Source organism: Psychrobacter halodurans (assembly GCF_017498075.1).
Taxonomy (GTDB): Bacteria; Pseudomonadota; Gammaproteobacteria; order Pseudomonadales; family Moraxellaceae; genus Psychrobacter; species Psychrobacter celer.
In genome coordinates this window covers 59,391-75,579 of the sequence record NZ_JAGBKN010000007.1, presented here as the reverse complement: position 1 = coordinate 75,579, position 16,189 = coordinate 59,391, and the positions used below count along the sequence as shown (strand labels likewise).

General features: G+C 49.4%; 12 protein-coding genes. 8 read left to right on the top strand and 4 right to left on the bottom strand.

Annotated elements, in window-relative coordinates:
* The first annotated feature begins 75 nt into the window (after positions 1-75).
* Positions 76-1,038: a COG2958 family protein gene (locus J3491_RS04960; protein WP_207969380.1), complete on the top strand. Its 963-nt coding sequence runs from the start codon at positions 76-78 to the stop codon at positions 1,036-1,038.
* Positions 1,039-1,140: 102 nt separating this feature from the next.
* Here the strand turns inward: J3491_RS04960 and J3491_RS04955 are convergent, their stop codons facing one another.
* A complete protein-coding gene (locus J3491_RS04955; RefSeq protein ID WP_207969379.1) occupies positions 1,141-2,052 on the bottom strand; it encodes a LysO family transporter in 912 nt (303 codons plus the stop codon).
* A 196-nt stretch (positions 2,053-2,248) separates the two neighbouring features.
* Here J3491_RS04955 and J3491_RS04950 point away from each other — a divergent pair, with 196 nt between their 5' ends.
* The 3 genes from J3491_RS04950 to J3491_RS04940 all read left to right on the top strand — a co-directional run bounded on the left by J3491_RS04950 (position 2,249) and on the right by J3491_RS04940 (position 7,129).
* On the top strand, positions 2,249-4,900 hold the full coding sequence (locus J3491_RS04950; RefSeq protein WP_207969378.1) for an alpha/beta fold hydrolase: 2,652 nt from the start codon (positions 2,249-2,251) through the stop codon (positions 4,898-4,900).
* Positions 4,890-6,134: a patatin-like phospholipase family protein gene (locus tag J3491_RS04945; RefSeq protein WP_075101473.1), complete on the top strand. Its 1,245-nt coding sequence runs from the start codon at positions 4,890-4,892 to the stop codon at positions 6,132-6,134. The genes J3491_RS04950 and J3491_RS04945 overlap by 11 nt, the downstream gene beginning before the upstream one ends.
* Before the next feature lie 170 nt (positions 6,135-6,304).
* Positions 6,305-7,129 (top strand): SDR family NAD(P)-dependent oxidoreductase, encoded by an 825-nt coding sequence (locus tag J3491_RS04940; protein WP_207969377.1) that lies wholly within the window; start codon positions 6,305-6,307, stop codon positions 7,127-7,129.
* A gap of 45 nt (positions 7,130-7,174) precedes the next feature.
* Here the strand turns inward: J3491_RS04940 and J3491_RS04935 are convergent, their stop codons facing one another.
* The 3 genes from J3491_RS04935 to nadA form a co-directional block, all read right to left on the bottom strand.
* Positions 7,175-8,077, bottom strand: coding sequence for a phosphatidate cytidylyltransferase (locus tag J3491_RS04935; RefSeq protein WP_207969376.1), 903 nt, complete (start codon positions 8,075-8,077; stop codon positions 7,175-7,177).
* A 132-nt stretch (positions 8,078-8,209) separates the two neighbouring features.
* Positions 8,210-10,114 carry an L-aspartate oxidase gene (gene nadB, locus J3491_RS04930; protein WP_207969407.1) on the bottom strand — a complete coding sequence of 635 codons (1,905 nt, stop codon included), beginning with the start codon at positions 10,112-10,114 and terminating at the stop codon, positions 8,210-8,212.
* A gap of 1 nt (position 10,115) precedes the next feature.
* Positions 10,116-11,255, bottom strand: coding sequence for a quinolinate synthase NadA (gene nadA, locus J3491_RS04925; protein WP_207969375.1), 1,140 nt, complete (start codon positions 11,253-11,255; stop codon positions 10,116-10,118).
* Between the two features lie 500 nt (positions 11,256-11,755).
* On the opposite strand from nadA, the gene J3491_RS04920 reads away from it, so the two are divergent.
* The 4 genes from J3491_RS04920 to J3491_RS04905 all read left to right on the top strand — a co-directional run bounded on the left by J3491_RS04920 (position 11,756) and on the right by J3491_RS04905 (position 16,135).
* Positions 11,756-12,805, top strand: coding sequence for an NUDIX hydrolase (locus J3491_RS04920; RefSeq protein WP_207969374.1), 1,050 nt, complete (start codon positions 11,756-11,758; stop codon positions 12,803-12,805).
* Between the two features lie 164 nt (positions 12,806-12,969).
* Positions 12,970-13,848 (top strand): carboxylating nicotinate-nucleotide diphosphorylase, encoded by an 879-nt coding sequence (gene nadC / locus J3491_RS04915; RefSeq protein WP_207969373.1) that lies wholly within the window; start codon positions 12,970-12,972, stop codon positions 13,846-13,848.
* A gap of 139 nt (positions 13,849-13,987) precedes the next feature.
* On the top strand, positions 13,988-14,629 hold the full coding sequence (locus J3491_RS04910; protein WP_075101480.1) for a MarC family protein: 642 nt from the start codon (positions 13,988-13,990) through the stop codon (positions 14,627-14,629).
* 123 nt (positions 14,630-14,752) lie between these two features.
* Complete coding sequence (locus J3491_RS04905) at positions 14,753-16,135, top strand: NAD(P)-binding domain-containing protein (RefSeq protein WP_075101481.1); 1,383 nt, start codon at positions 14,753-14,755, stop codon at positions 16,133-16,135.
* Positions 16,136-16,189: the final 54 nt, after the last annotated feature.

Sequence of the window (16,189 nt, the reverse complement as noted above, 5' to 3'; positions counted from 1 at the left end):
GATTGATTCGAAATGTTTTACTTGATGCAAGTGTGGTAGTTACAGATAGCATTAATAAGCTTAATAAGAGATAGTATGAAAACCAGAGTAGAAATGATCATTGAAACACTTAGAGAGAACCCTGAACGCACTTTCACTGCTCGGGAACTTGCAGAGTTTTTTATAAGTCGTTATCCGGCTGAGATGGAGGAGAAGCAAAAAAATCCACGTTATAAAAACTATAATGAACTTGTAACTCAGTTAGCTGCCGAAATTGGTGGGAGTCGTACACAGGCAGCTAAAAAGAAGTGTCCAAATATAATTACTCAAGATAAACCAAGGCCGAGGCTATATTATTGGTCAGACAAGCCTATTGCTACAAGTGAGCCAATAACACAAGCTACCTTTGCAGGGCTAAAAATTCAGACTCAATCTGAGTCTAAAAGTGACAGTACTCTTACACCTAACTTAAGTGAGCATGACCTATATCCATTATTAATCAAGTTTCTTGCAGAAGAAAAGGGGTTGTTTTGCAAGCGAATTGATGAACGAAAATCACGTAATACGCAGGGTGCGGGTGGAAATCACTGGTTACATCCTGATATCGTAGCTCTAGAAACACTAGATAAAAATTGGTCTAGCGTTGTGCGAGACTGCGTACGTAATAGTAATGATGCTTTTGTGCGGCTTTGGTCGTTTGAGGTAAAAAAAGACTTAAATAAAAGCAATGTGCGTAGAAGCTTTTTTCAAGCAGTTTCTAATTCTAGTTGGGCTAATTATGCTTACTTGGTCGCAACTGGTCTAGATTCGGCAGTAGAAGGAGAGCTGCAAATGCTCTCAGGATTACATGGTGTGGGAGTATTAATACTAAACACTCAGTCACTATTTGATAGTCAAATATTAATCCCAGCGCGAGAACGTAACAATATAGACTGGTTATCAGTGAATCGAATTACTGAGGAGAATAAAGACTTCGAATCATTTGTTGATCAAGTTGGTATATATATTCAAACAGGTAGAGTCACTAAGAGTTTGTGGAATGATAAAGTGAACAAGTAGGTCTTGTTTTTCTAAATCTGCTTTTACCAGTGTGAGCTTGCTTAGATTTTATTTGTAGTCAGCAAGCTCACTATATCTTTTATATTCTAAACGATAATTTAATCACCCCAACGCCGAAAACGCCACCATCAGTACAGGCGAGACAATATTAATAATAAAGCCAAAACTAATCGCCAGTGGCACCACTTTTAACCCGCCAGATTGTTGGATAATCGGCAAGGTAAAGTCTAAACTGGTCGCACCGCCAAGGCCGACCGCTGCTGATGGATACTTACGCATAAAGACGGGAATAAATAACAGCGCAAAAAACTCACGTATCAAGTCATTGAACAGCGCCACACTGCCCCAAATCGCCCCATAAGCATCGGTCATGACGATGGCCGATAGCGAATACCAGCCAAATCCAGACGCCAGCGCCAAGCCTTTGGTCCACGATACATCGCTAAACATCAGCGCAAAGACAAGGCCGCCTACCAATATCGATAGGGTAAAGATAATACTCATCTCCACCCCGCGCTTATTGAGCAGTACTTCTTTTAGGGTGATGCCTGAGCCTTTGAGACCGATACCGACTAGTAAGATTAATATCATCAGCATGACGGTCATGGTGTTTTCAGGCGGCATATAACCTGCCGGTAAAAAATAACCAATCACCATGCCAATCACGACACAAACCACTTGTGCCAAGCTACCGCGGATACTGACGCGGTGCTCTTTGGATTTGACGCTGGGTTTTTTGGCATGCCACGGGCGCAGACGGTCAAAAAGCATGAGCGCAAACAAACCACTGCCAATGGTCAGTATCGATAAGATGGTGACATATAGAGCAATCTCACCTATCTGACTGCCCAGCCCTTCCACTTGTGACAGCTCGATACCGATGAGCGCCAAGATAATAAACACCAAGTACGACAAGCCTTTATCCGCAAGCTTGGTCATTTTGGGATTCGAGGGGATGGCAAAGCCAATAAACATTGGCATTAATACCAGTACAAGGGTAATCAGGCTTTGCATGTCGGCAGGCTCGCAGCGGTTTTAAACAAGCCGAAGATTGTATCATATTCATTTATAAATACGGCTATCCGCGCATGATATTCATCATAAAATAGAACGATACTGGCCGCGAATAGTACTTTTATATGCTTGGCTTATCTTTACCTGACCAACTTTTGTTGCTACATTAAGGCACTCAACCTCTGTGGTCAGCCCTATGTCGCTCTATCAGCTCAAATCTCAGTTTCAAGACCAGTTGCGCCCCATAAGCGATACACTGGCTAAGTCAGGATGCAGCGCCAATCAAGTGACGATATCTGCTGTGATACTCAGCCTAGGGACAGCCTATGTGATTGCCAAGCCTGCGGCTCACCATCAGGCGCTTTGGGCGCTGCTACCGTCGTCGCTGTTTGTGCGTATGGCGCTCAACGCCATCGATGGCATGATGGCGCGTGAGCATGCACAGGCATCTGCGCTGGGCGGTGTGCTCAATGAAGCAGGTGACATTATTGCCGATACGGCGCTCATCAGCAGCTTGCTACCTCATAGCGCTCAGCCAAGCTGTCCATCTAAAAATGTGATTGACCAACAGGCTCATCAGCAGTGTCATGTCTTTGGGCTGATGATACTGAGTGTCAGCACTGAGCTGATAGCCATCGCCTGCGATGCTGCGGTGGGCGCTCGAGCCAATCAAGGGCCACTGGGCAAAAGTGACCGTGCGTTTGTGCTGGGCGTGCTTGGGGCGGCAAAAAGCCTTAGCGTACCGATATCATTGTCTCATCGCTCAGCAAGTCCGTTTTTTATGCTAATAGAAATACTACTGCTAAAAACGTGCCTCAATCGTCTGCGCTATATGGCCGCACTATATCTACAGCATCAGCCGCCTGTACCGCGCTCAGCCCATACTACTTTGGAGTCCCAGACCATGTCTTTTGATTTTATAAATATAAATGATACAGCGGCGCAGGATATGCCAGCCTCTCCTAGCGCGGCTACGGAAGTATTACAAGCTGCCGTGATAGAAGGCGAGAGCTGCTATAACGCGTATGATGGCACGGCGATTTATTACCGTTATTGGCTAACGATGCCTATTGAGCAGTTAAAAGACGCCGATCAGTGCTTACGGCAAGTGATTTTGTTGCATCGTGGTCATGAGCATTCAGGACGTCTGGCAGAGCTGGGGCAGCAGTTTGCAGCGGCAGGCTATCAGGTGTTTGCGTGGGATGCGCGCGGCAATGGCCGATCAGGCGGTATCAAAGATCATGCCGAGAGCGTCACCGAGCTTGAGCGCGATTTAAATGACTTTGTTCAGCTGGTGATGGGACAAACCGGCATCGCCATCGACGACACACTAATCGTCGCCAGTAGTATCGGTGCCGTGCTCGCCGCCGCGTGGGTGCATGATTATGCGCCCAACATCCGCGGCATGATACTCGGCACACCTGCGCTCAAGATTCGTCTGTATTTGCCTTTTGCCATACCGTCGCTAAAGGTAGCGCGTACGCTTGGACTGATGTCACGCGTCAGCAGCTACGTCAAAGCGCAAGTATTGACCCATGACCAAGACGCGCAGCACGCCTATAATGCCGACCCGCTGATCTCTAGCAGCATCTCAACCGACCTGCTGATCGACACGCACGCGACCGGTCAGCGTCTGCTCGATGATGCAGAGGCCATCACCGTACCGACCTTTGTCTTGTGTGCTGGCAAAGACTATGTGGTGGATAAGCAAGCAGAGCGGACATTTTATGAGGCGATCAATAGCCCAAGCAAACGCTGGCAGCTGTATCCTGATAGCTACCATGCCATCTTTCATGAGACCAACAAAGCCGACGTGTTTGCCGACTGTCTAGCGTTTGCCGAGGAGGTATTTAGCACACCGGTACAAACAGCGGATTTAAGGGCGGCGCATTTGCATAGCGCCAGCAAAGACAAGGTTGATCGACTGGCCATCAAGCCATTTAATCCAAGCTTTGCGCTGACTCGGTTGGCGATGCAAACATTTGGTCATGTCAGCGATGCGATTGCCACAGGGCTTGAGCATGGCTTTGACTCAGGGCATTCGCTCGATCATGTCTATCAAAACCAGCCTAGTGGCCAAAACAAGTTTGGTCAAGCGGTCGATAAATTTTATCTTAACAACATCGGCTGGCAAGGCATTCGTATCCGCCGCGAGCATATATTAGAGCTGGCGCGTATCGCACTGACAGCTATCGAAGACAACAACCCCCAAGGGAAAAAACCAAGTAGCTCTGAGCGCTATCAACCAAAGCTGCTAGATATCGCCAGTGGCCATGGTTATTATGCATTTGATCTGTTGACGGAATTTACGGGGCTACAAGCTGAGCTGCGAGATTATGAGGTGCATAATATTCAAGCGCTACAGGCAAAAGCTGAACGCTTAGGTATCACTGATCGAGTGGTGGTCAGGCAGCAGGACGCTTTTGACCCTGCCAGTTATACGCAGGCCGTGCAGGAGGATAGTGCCACCGCGTCATCACTACATATGCCATCATCAAATAACGCAAAATCTGATGCAGGGTTTGATATCGCTATCGTCTCTGGATTGTTTGAGCTGTTTTCTGACAACCGCTTACCCGAGACTGCATTAGCAGGTATTTATGATAACTTAAACACAAATGGCTACCTAATTTATACCAATCAACCATGGCACCCTGAGCAAGAGTTTATCAGTAAAACCTTAAACAACCATCGCGGCCGTGACTGGGTGATGCGTTGCCGCTCCCAAGCGGAGATGGACCAGCTGGTCAGGCAGGCAGGCTTTCAAAAAGTCAGCATGCGTATCGATCGTTTTGGTATCTTTACAGTGTCGCTGGCGGTAAAGGTCGCCCCGCTTGATGACAAATAAGCACACAACATATGAGCGCGTGCAGCTGTTTTCGGGAGGCGGCTCGCGCTTTGCCTATTATCTGGGCAGTTATGCCGCGCTGGTCGCCCATGATTTGAGGCCAGATATGATCATAGGTACTTGCGGCGGCAGCCTCTCGGCGTATTTGGTACATCTTGCACCTGAGCCAAAAGACTTGCAAGCACTGCTGTATAGTCATGAGCTGTATACCGCCATTTGTGCAATCAGGCATGTCAGGCCAGATGAAGCAAATAGACGATCAAAAATGCGCTATATAACGCAGGCCATACAGCGTTGGCGCTTAGCAAGCAAGCAAAGCGCCAAACCGCAACGCTCATCGCCAGCCAGCTATGAGCAGCTACTCGCAGAGCTGCAGCAATTGGCCATGTTTCGTATCGATGATGAGCGGTATTGGCTCGATGCGCTATCTGGTGTTGCCAATGAGCGTAATGAGCGTAGAGACAAGAGTGCCTGTGGTCATAATTGTATTCAAAGCACCAAGCCAGCCATACCTGAGGTTGCCATCATCGCCTGCCGTCTGCAAAAAGCCTCTGGGGTTGACAGCGCGTGGCCACCTGCCTCATATACGGCGGCGGGTCCAGCAGCAGTATTGCAAGAGTTGTTATTTGCCTCGCCGCGTGTGGCGACTATGATGTCGCTTGCCGCCGCCATGCAAGGCGCAACTGACAATAAGATACGATCACCTGCGCATGCGTTTGCTGATGGGCGCATACCGCCGCATGTACAGATAGTGAGCCAGTGGAGTTTTGCGGACGCGATACGTGCGTCTATGGCCGATATGTACTATCTACCACCCACCCATATTTCAGCGCTCGGTTGGTGCTTAGGCGGCGTCATCAACCTCACGCCCGTTGAGCTGGCCTGTCAGCTGGGGCAAACGGTATTTGCCGAGAGCAAAGCGGGTTATGATACCTGGCTTGCTGCCCCAGCGATTAAGCGTGTCTTTGGTTTTGATCCCAATGCTCGTTTGGCACAGGTGCATGGCTATCAGAGAGAGGCAAGCCCTCGCCATACCGAGCCGCTGCATTGGTTGCCGTTTGCTGACAATGCCGAGCAGCTCGCAGGTCAAAGCGTGCAAAAGCGCTTTAGTATAAAGCAAATGACCGTAGCGTTGATTCATCGTGATTATGATGGTTTTGTGCAGCAAATGCAGGCGCAGTGGCAATATGGCTATCAGCGAACGAGCAGCTATATTCGGCAGCATACGCTATAGTTGACTACTTTCGCGCTACCGTTTTACAGGCGTACTGTGTTTATACCTTTGCTTATGCCTATACCGCCAGCGGCTATGCCGCATTTATCCCAGTAGCGCGCTTAGACTTATAACGATGGTATTTTGAACTGACGATATACGCATACCGCGATTTATGCCGAACCGATGATATGACAGATCTTAAACCAAACGCCTTAAAGCCTGCCACCGCTGATGCACCGCACGTTATCATCGTCGGTGGCACCAGTGGTTTGGGGTTGGCATTGGCACGTCATCACCAGCAACTGGGCTGGCATGTGAGTGTGGTGGGTCATGATCGCCAAAAAATAGCGCAGATCAATCGTCAATATCCGCACATCACCACCTATCGCTGTGATCTGACTGACCGCGCCCAAACGCATGAGTTTTTGCAGCGCTTATCTGCCATCACGTTTTATCGGCTGATTTATAGTGCGGGCAGTTATACCAACGAGCGGGTGCGGACGCTCAATGCGGCAGACAGCACGCGCATGCTAGCGATTAACTTACAAGCATTTGAGCAGGTGTTTTGGTGGGCAAGTGAGCGGCTAAAACAGCAGCCGACATCGTTTGACATGAGGCAATATGGCAAGCCAAGTCTCATCTGCATTGCCTCCGTCGCTGGGGCGTTGAACTATCCTTATGCCAGCCTCTATGCCAAAAGCAAACGCGCGATGATAGCCACGGCCAGCGCCTATCGCTTGGCACTGCGCCCGTATGATATTCAAGTAAACGGCATCGCCTCAGGCTATATCGATACCCAAGCGCTGCGTGATCTAAATGACGGTGACGCCAGCCATAAGCCATTTATCATCAGTACACAGACCGCCGTCCAGCATGTCATGCAAGCGATCGCTGATGATACCGAGCTTGCCATATTTCCATGGGCGATGCGTTATATTATTTATGCCTTAAACAGTGTGCCCAAGCCGTTATTAGACTGGGTATTACGCAGCCAGCTTGATAAAAAACAATGAGTAATGAAAAATGAGTAAAAAAACTGTCTTTGCAACAGGCTTTATTTAGCCCAGCAGCCAATAAAGGATGGTAAAGATAGGCACGCCAATCAGCAAGCTATCGATACGGTCCAATACGCCGCCGTGCCCTGCTAGCATGGTACCTGTGTCTTTGATACCGTGCTGACGTTTAAACGCAGACTCTAGCAGATCGCCTGCGATACCGCTCACTGCCAATCCATATGCGGCTAGCAAGCAAAGCCACCATTCAAACCCCGTCAGCCAAACCCCCAGTAGTGATGCCAGTAGCGCGGCACACATACTGCCAAAGACAGCGCCTTCAATGCTTTTGTTGGGGCTGATGCGTGGCGCTAGGCCACGTGAAAACAGGCGATGACCAAGTAGGCGACCACATAGATACTGCGCGATATCGTTAAATTGACTGGCAAATAAGACAAACAATAAGACACCATACTGCTCGCGTTGCCACGTCAGCTGCTGGAGGGCAATTAAGCTGACAATCAAGGCGACAAATGCCATGCTTAATAACCCATCTAAACCCGTTGGGCGCGTGTAGTGTGGAGTGGTCGCGCTAGCGGTGTGGTCAGCAGAAGAGGTGGGAGTGACGCTTGCCTGCAGGCCGCGGCTTTGCAGCTTATGGATCAGTCGCGCTCTACTAGGTAGGCACCATATCCGTTTGATTTCGTAGCCACCGCGCAGACCAATCAGCACAAAAAAACCAATAAGCAGCCATTGATAGGGATATCTGGACGTCAAAAGCTCGGCATGGCGATCTGCTATCTTTGCGATTGCATAGCAGCCAAAAAGCGCCGCCAGCATAAACCACCATGAGCGTGCGATCAGATAAATCTTCGGTAGGCGTCTGCGCAGGCGTGGTATGGCCAGCGCTCCCCATACCGCGCTAACCACCCCCATCAGCGCGATCACAAAGACGATATCAGAAGCCATACCTTTAAGATCCAAATGCCACCATTTTATGTCGCGGGTTATGTCGCAACGTTTACAGCTGAGTTGTTATGATAGCGTAAATGCTTCTTTAATCCTAACTATAGTTGATAAAATATATGGTATTAGCTGATATTAACCAGATTCCCGCATGGCTAAAGGTGGTACAGTTGTTTTTTGCACATCCGCTGTTGTTATATGGGCTGTCGTGTCTATATCGTCAATAGTAGCAAATGCGGTCAGCGAGGGCGGCTCAATGATACTGGTCAAAGGTTTGCTCGCTAAGTTTGGATAGTCTTGTCTATAATGACCGCCGCGACTCTCATGACGCTGATAAGCCGACTGCATAATCAAAGCCGCTAACTGCAACTGCCTAGTTAATTGAACGTAGGGCAGCGTATGGTAAGAGATGACGTGGTCTTGGCTTTTAGTATCTATATGATCAAAGCTTCTACCACCGAGCTGCTGTTGCCACTGACAGATTTGCCCCAGCGCTTGCTCAAGCTGCTCGGCGCTACGAGTGATGCCCAGATGCGAGGTCATTAACGCTTTTAATTGGGTGGTTATGCCAGCAATGTCCTTATTTATACTGGTGTGGATATTGGCATTGTGATGGTCATTAGCATGGCGTTGGTATTCAATGGGCGATGGCAAGGTAATACGCTGATAGTCTGCCAGCATCGGCGGGGTCCAAATATCATAGATGGACTGCTCTGAGTTAATATAAATGGACGTGGCGTCTGGTTTTTTAGTTGCGTGTAGATAGCGCGGGATATCGGCGGCGATATGGCGCCCGACCACCACGCACTCAAGCAGCGAATTACTGGCCAAGCGATTAGCGCCGTGTAAGCCTGTATAAGCAACTTCTCCTGCCGCATAAAGCCCTGTCACATCGGTCAAGCCATTAGCAGAAGTGACCACGCCGCCGCAGCTATAATGCGCGGTGGGGGCTACTGGGATCGGGTCGGTGGTGATGTCGATGCCAAGGTCTAATAGTGTCTGATAAATCTGCGGAAAGTGCGCTTGGAGAAATGCCGCTGGTAAGTGACTGACATCGAGATGAACGTAGCCAAGTCCATTGATGTTAATTTGCTCGGCGATAGCACGAGCAACGATGTCTCTTGGTGCCAGCTCTGCGCGCGCGTCAATATCTAGCATAAAGCGTTTACCTGTCTGCGGGCAGTACAGCCGTCCGCCTTCACCGCGCAGGGCTTCAGAGATTAAAAAACTACTGTCACCAAGCGCCAAGCCTGTCGGATGAAACTGGATGAACTCCAGATTTGCCAAGCGGCAGCCTGCTTGCCAAGCCATCATCACGCCATCACCGACACAGACATTGGGCGCACTGGCACGTTTAAACAACTGCCCTAAACCGCCACTGGCCAGCACCACCGCGCGACTATGCAAGGTTAGCTGTCGTTGATGAACGTGATCAAAAACAAGTGCACCTTGGCAACGATTGTCAGTATTTTTTAGCAGATGAAACGCTTCATGATAGGGCAGGATGGTGATATTGGATGCCGCTTGCGCTTTTATAACGAGGGCTTCCATAATATGTCGGCCAGTGGCATCATCAGCATGAGCGACGCGCCGGCAGCCATGGCCGCCTTCTTTGGTCAAGTGTAAGTAAGAGAGGTCAAAACCCGCTTTTATATGACTTTTTGATTCTTGCTGAGGAATTTGAGTAAAGGGCACGCCTTGCTCGTACAGCCATTGCACCGCTTGCTCGCCTGAGCTTAGAATCTCTGTGGTGTTTTTTGCCTCGCACAATCCTGCGCCAGCGATGAGCGTATCAGCGATATGATCGGCGGTGCAGTCTTTGGCATCCAAACTTGCCGCGATACCGCCTTGGGCATAATGACTGGAGCAAAGGTCCAGCGCCGCTTTGCTTAATACAGTCACGTTCAGTGTTTGCGGTAAGGCCAGCGCCGTGCTCAGTCCTGCAAGACCTGCGCCAATGATCAACACGTCTGTGTGTCTGACGCCATGGGCATCATCAGCAGGGGTGCTTGTATTAGCGGCTGTATGCGCCTCACTCATATTAGGCAGCTCCCACATTGGCAAAGAGCGTGCGGTCTTTGACAATGTCACCGCTTGCAGTGACGCGCCGCTTTTGTGCTTCGGCAAAATCAAGCATGCGTTGTAAAGGTTTTTTGGCAGCGGCTGCCAGCTCAGGCGTCAACATGATCTCACCGCTTCGCTGCGTCAGACACTGCTCGATACCTTTTAGGCCATTCATCGCCATCCACGGGCAAAACGCGCAGCTCTTACAGCTGGCGCTTTCACCAGCGGTCGGTGCCGCCAAAAAGCGCTTGTTTGGCGAGCGTTTTTGCATCTCGTGCAAGATGCCCAAATCGGTCGCTACGATAAAGGTCTCGGCATCCATCTCATAGGTCGAGCTGAGCAGCTTACTGGTCGAGCCGACGACATCAGCGAGCGCGACCACGCTATCAGGCGACTCTGGATGTACCAGCACTTTGGCGTCAGGGTGCTCTTCTTTTAATTGCAGCAGCTCGGTCGCTTTAAACTCATTGTGCACAAGACAAGAACCTTGCCAGAGCAGCATGTCTGCGCCAGTCTCACGAGCGATATATTTGCCCAAATGACGGTCAGGCCCCCAAATAATAGGCTCACCTTGCGCGTGTAGATGACGGACGATATCGATACCGACAGAGGAAGTCACCACCCAGTCGGCACGCGCTTTGACCGCGGCACTGGTATTGGCATAAACCACCACGGTACGCTCAGGATGGGCGTCGCAAAATGCGGCAAACTCATCTGCAGGACAGCCCAAATCAAGCGAGCATTCCGCTGCTAAGTCAGGCATTAGGACGGTCTTTTCCATACTTAGGATTTTTGCTGACTCGCCCATAAAGCGCACGCCAGCCACCACCAAGGTCTGCGCTTCATGGGCTTGTCCAAAGCGCGCCATCTCAAGCGAGTCACCGACACAGCCACCAGTCGCCAATGCCAAATCCTGAATAAAAGGATCGACATAATAATGAGCGACGAGCACAGCGTTATGCGTTTTTAGCAAGTGCTTGATGTTTTCTTCAACCGCCAGCCGCTCAGAGCGCGGCAACTCGGTAGGTATTTTTGCTTTGGCGTATTCGGTGGTCATCTGAGTGGCGATGCGCTGGTCGGTACTCATGGTAGGGGCGTCGTACGGATAAGTTTTCATAGCTGCAACCTTTCCTTTGGTGCGATAGTGACACATCATATGTTGTAATATTGGAATGACTCGCTAAAGCAAAATCATAAATTGTTTTAATTATGCTCATTTTGAGCATAAAAACAAGAGTTTTTTTATGATTTTTCTAACTATAGTCAATCCTAAATAAAACTGGCATGCTAGATACTATGTTGTGCCACGTGCTACTGGTATTTATTTTGCGCAGCCTCTGTCGGCGTAGGCACAGCACGCAAGGAAAATGAATACCAGTAGCGCTGTACCTGTTTAAAGTACATTAACTATATTAAGGCGTGCAGCTCGGCTGATGTTACAGCGACAGACTGTGATCGTCTTAGATTCGAGCTATACTAGGAGGGTAATATTATGTAGATAAACGGTGCTAACGACTGCTTTAGCATGGCTGTTTTGATTGTATACTGAGTTTGTCTTTGTACTCAGCGTGTTTTTGTACTACGTTTGATTTTCTACCGAGGATGATAAATACACTTATGACGTTGTCTTATTCACATGCGCATCAGCAAGGCAGTGGTACCACTGAAGTGGTTGCCGTACTCGTTGCAATTACCGAGCATACCGCCCGTGTCCTAACGGTCGATCAGGGCAAGCTATTGCCCAATGGGCCACTGATGCCGCTGCATCGCTCGTTGCAAGCAGGGGTGCGTCAATGGGTGGAGGAGCAGACGCAGCAGCCACTTGGGTATTTAGAGCAGCTTTATACCTTTGTCGATACCAATAGACGCAACGTCGATGGTCATGCTTTAGTGTATGTCAGTTATTTGGGGCTGGTGCAGGAGACACAGATGCCAAAGCTGCCCAGCCAAGCGCTATGGCGAGATTGGTATGATTACTTCCCGTGGGAAAACCACTTAGATGGCGCGCCAACTATCATTACCTCGTTTATTGTGCCAGCGTTATTGGCATGGGCAGAGGAAGCAGATGATGCTATCACCCAGCAGCGGCGACGTCAGCGTATTGAGCTGTGTTGGGGTGTCGGTGAAGCGCATGTGACAAGCCAACAACCGCCAAGCTTGGTTGCCAGCGCGGCCAGTCGGGAGCAGCTGCCAGAAAATAGAGAATGGGTCGCCGAGCATGTATTGCTGCGCTATGAGATGCTTTATGAAGCAGGGTTGATACCTGAAGCGCCAAGCTATCCGCCAAGCTACTTAGCCAATGTGTCCACCGAGCTGCCCAAACACTGGTCGCAGTTGATAGGCGAGCCGATGTATTACGATCATCGCCGCGTGATCGCCACTGCCATCTCTCGATTACGAGCCAAAATAGAGTATCGGCCGCTGATTTTTGGCTTGATGCCCGAGGTGTTTACTTTATCGCAGTTACAGCAGAGCGTAGAGGCGTTATCAGGTGTGCGCCTGCATAAGCAAAACTTTCGCCGTCTGCTTGAGGCACAAAACCTAGTGATGGAAACAGGAGAGAGCAGTAGCGCTCAGCGCGGCCGTCCCGCCAAGCTGTATCGTTTTCGGCACGATATCGAGTTACAAAGCCTGCTTATGGATAGCAAGCTACCCAAACGCAAATAATTAAATGACATTATTTTATTGCAGGGCAGGGTGCTTTACGCTATATTTATGCTCATTTTGAGTCTAATAAGGGACCGTGATGCTAGTGATATGATTGCTATTTGTGGTGATATCACTGGCGATGGCATATTTATCAGGCAAATGGGCAACGATAAGGATAACCGATGACAGGCAAACAAGAACCAGCATTAAATGAGGTGTTGCTACGCCCATTAGTAGAGGCCGCTCTCACAGAGGATCTAGGCAGGCGCGGCGATGTCACCTCACAAGCAACCATCCCAGCCGATATGCAAGCACAGCTACAGATTAAAGCGCGCCAAGCAGGGGTTATCTGTGGCATGGATTTGGCGCGATTGGCCTTTGATATGGTCGATACGCAGATTGGTTTTGATGCTCAGGTCGCTGATGGTGAGAGGGTTGAGGCGGGGACAGTGCTGGCGACCGTGTGCGGTAATGCGCGTCATTTGCTCACTGCTGAGCGTACCGCGCTCAACTTTATGACACATCTGAGCGGTATCGCGACCGCGACACGGCAGATCGTCGATAGTGTGACTGCATACCCTGCGCAAATCACCTGTACGCGCAAAACCATTCCTGGCCTACGGACAGTACAAAAATACGCCGTACGCTGCGGCGGCGGGCGCAACCATCGCTTAGGGCTGGACGATGCGATTTTGATCAAAGACAATCATATTGCGATTGCAGGCGATATCGCAACTGCCATCAAGCAAGCGCAAGACTTTGCCGGTCATCTGATTCCAATTGAGGTAGAAGTAGACACCTTAGCGCAGTTAGCGCAGGCACTTGATGCCGGTGCAAGCTTGGTATTGCTGGACAATATGACGCCTGATATTTTGGCGCAAGCGGTGGCTATGTGCCAAGGCCGCGCCAAGACAGAAGCCTCAGGAGGCATCACCCCTGAGACGGTGCAAGCGGTCGCCCAAACAGGGGTGGATTTTATTGCCATGGGTTATCTGACGCACAGTACTACCGCGCTCGATATCGGTCTGGATTTTATGGTCAGTGATAATACGGAAAATTAAGCAAAGTTAATGATTTTATTGGCTTATCTGCCTATGCTACAATGGCGCTTATGCGGTGGTTAGCCGCCTAACAGGTCATCGCTGTGCGCCGTGATGACCTGACTTTAGCATCATTGCTGCAACAGATAAGCGAGACTGAGTGAACACTGAAATAATCAAGATAATCTTAGCCTTTTTGGTGCTGATCAATCCATTTAGCGCATTGACGTTGTTTTTGGATTTGACCCGCGGTTATTCGATGAATAATCGGCGCAAAGTGGCGCGTGTTGCTTGCTTGACCATTTTTATTACCATCAGCTTTTTTACTGTGGCAGGGGAGACCTTGCTTAAGCTGCTGGGTATTTCTATCGGCTCGTTTCAGCTAGCGGGTGGTATCTTGGTGTTTTTGATTGCGCTCAACATGATGAATGGGGAAGGTAACCCCGTCAAACCCGATCAAGAAAATTTCGATGTCGAGTATGATAAACACGCGGCACCAAGTACTGCTTCTGCTGTCGTGCCGCTCGCTATTCCGATGATGATCGGCCCTGGCGGTATCTCCACCGTCATCATTTACTCTTCGCAAGTCTCTGGGATTTTGCAAGTCTCGGCCATTCTTATCGCTGGATTGTTTATCAGCTTGTTTTGCTACTTGGCCTTGATGGCGGCAGGCCGTATTAGCCGGCTGCTGGGCGATACTGGACTAAATATCATGAGCCGCATCATGGGCATGCTCTTGGCTGCAGTGTCTATCGAAATCATCGTCAATGGTTTGCGTACCTTGTTTCCTGCCTTGGTATAACCGCTTATCTGACGCGTGGCGGCCTGTATGTTTGTGTGACTAATCACCAAAGGCGCTGGCAAAAAACGCCATTAATGAAAATATGTTATAGTAGTGATTCACTATTTTTTACAGGAGTTGATCTTGAGTAAGAAAAGAATTGCTATTTTAGGAGCAGGTCCAAGTGGTTTGGCGCAGTTGCGTGCCTTTGAAGCAGCGCGCTTGGCAGGTGTAAAAGACTTACCTGAGATAGTTTGTTATGAGAAACAAAACGCCATTGGCGGTATGTGGAACTATAGCTGGCGCACAGGTCTAGACAGAAATGGTGAGCCCGTCCACGGCAGTATGTACCGCTATCTATGGTCAAATGGCCCAAAAGAATGCTTGGAGTTTGCAGACTACTCGTTTGATGAGCATTTTGGTGAGCCTATCCCCTCATACCCTCCGCGTGAAGTCCTAAAAGACTACATCATGGGCCGTATCGACAAACAAGACATTCAAAAATATATTCGCTTTGAATGCCCAGTACGCTGGGTGGCTTTCGATGATGACACGCAAAAATTCACCGTCACGGTGATGAACCATAAAACCGACGAGCAAGAAGTCGAAGAGTTTGATTATGTTGTGGTTGCGACAGGGCACTTTTCGACGCCAAACATGCCGTACTTTGAAGGTCTCGAAGCCTTCCCTGGCCGTATCTTACATGCTCACGACTTCCGTGATGCCCTAGAGTTTAAAAACGAAGATATTTTACTTATCGGTAGCAGTTACTCCGCCGAAGACATCGGTACGCAGTGCTATAAGTATGGCACCAAATCAGTAACCATCAGTTATCGCAGCCAGCCACTTGGCTATGAGTGGCCTGAGGGCATCAAAGAAGTGCCACTGGTGACGCATTTTGAAGGCGATGTGGCGCATTTTGCTGATGGCACCAGCCAGAGCTTCGACGCCATCATTATGTGTACCGGCTACTTGTTCCATTTCCCATTCTTGCCGGATGAGCTGCGTTTGCAAACGCATAATTGCTTGTACCCTGCCAACCTTTATAAAGGTATCTTTTGGCAGCCCAATCCCAAGCTTATCTATTTAGGCATGCAAGATCAGTACTTTACCTTTAATATGTTTGACGCCCAAGCGTGGTATGCGCGTGATGTCATCATGGGTGAGATGGCGCTGCCGGATTTGGCAACGCGTGAGGCCGACGAGCAAAAATGGCTGGAAACCTATGCCAAATGCGTCACGGTCGACGACTCCATCGACTTTCAAGCCGCTTACATTCGCGACTTGACCGATGCGACGGACTATCCTGAGTTTGCGGTAGAAAAACAAGGCGATATTCTAAAGCAGTGGCAAAAGGACAAAGCAGAGAATATCATGACCTTTAGAGAAAAGGCCTACCGCTCGACGCTGACGGGCACGCTGGCGCCTGAGTTGCCAGAGCCGTGGCTGGATGTGTTAGATGACTCGCTTGAGCATTTTTTAAACTTGGCATTTGTCCAGCCCAAAAAGCACAAAAAAGCCTCATAAGCAGTTTTTATTTATAAGTGTTTATTGTAAAAAACCAAACCTTCAAGTGAGGGT